The 1249-nt window shown below is 51.6% G+C and carries 2 rRNA genes; both read right to left on the reverse strand.

From position 1 onward, the window contains the following. A 23S ribosomal RNA gene (locus KQI79_RS27280) occupies positions 1–839 on the reverse strand; the annotation flags it as partial. Positions 840–1143: 304 nt separating this feature from the next. Beyond that, positions 1144–1249 (reverse strand): 16S ribosomal RNA (locus KQI79_RS27285); the annotation flags it as partial.

The following is a 1249-nucleotide window of genomic DNA, read 5'->3' on the forward strand; positions in this document are numbered from 1 at the left end:
CCCCACCTCATCCCCGCATTTTTCAACATACGTGGGTTCGGGCCTCCAGTGCGTGTTACCGCACCTTCACCCTGGACAGGGGTAGATCACACGGTTTCGGGTCTACGCCTACGTACTCAACTCGCCCTATTCAGACTCGCTTTCGCTGCGGCTTCGGCTCTCCACCTTAACCTTGCACGTAAACGTAACTCGCCGGTTCATTCTACAAAAGGCACGCCATCACCCGTGATGCAAACTTGTTTGCATCATAGGGCTCTGACTTCTTGTAAGCACACGGTTTCAGGTTCTCTTTCACTCCCCTTCCGGGGTCCTTTTCACCTTTCCCTCACGGTACTGCTTCACTATCGGTCGCTAGGGAGTATTTAGCCTTAGCAGATGGTCCTGCCGGATTCCCACGGGGTTTCACGTGTCCCGCGGTACTCGGGATCCGTCTCGGAGGGTACTCATTTTCAGCTACAGGATTGTTACCTTCTCTGATGGGCCTTTCCAGACCTCTTCGCCTAATCAATACCTTTCTTACTCCTAGTGAGACGTCCCACAACCCCAATGAGCAAGCTCATTGGTTTAGGCTTCTCCGCGTTCGCTCGCCGCTACTGACGGAATCACTCTTGTTTTCTCTTCCTCAGGGTACTTAGATGTTTCAGTTCCCCTGGTATGCCTCTTCATGACCTATGGATTCAGTCATGAGTGACTGCCTATTACAGCAGCCGGGTTTCCCCATTCGGACATCCCCGGATCGAGGCCTGCTTACGGCTCCCCGAGGCAATATCGTCGTTCGCCACGTCCTTCGTCGGCTCCTAGCGCCTAGGCATCCTCCGTGTGCTCTTAGTAGCTTAACCTAAGGTGATTGGTTTGTGTTCCAAAGCCAGAGCTTTGGAATACAGCATTCACCGGTTATGCTTCACTTGTATAACACAAGTTCAGCTTAAAGGATATTCTAATTCGCAATTTGTTTCGCTATCCAGTTTTCAAGGTGCAACAACCGCCTTGCGGGCGGAAGAATATCTTATCAAGTTCCAACCTAAAGTGCAACCAGCACTTTCTGGAACTTGACGCTGAAAGAGGCTCTGCTCTTTCAAAACTGACAACGAGCGAGATCAAGCAGATTTGAATGTCTTCGTTGCAGAAGACGATTCTCCATAGAAAGGAGGTGATCCAGCCGCACCTTCCGATACGGCTACCTTGTTACGACTTCACCCCAATCATCTACCCCACCTTCGGCGGCTGGCTCCTTGCGGTTACCTCACCG

This window comes from Paenibacillus sp. MSJ-34, assembly GCF_018918005.1.
Classification (GTDB): domain Bacteria; phylum Bacillota; class Bacilli; order Paenibacillales; family Paenibacillaceae; genus MSJ-34.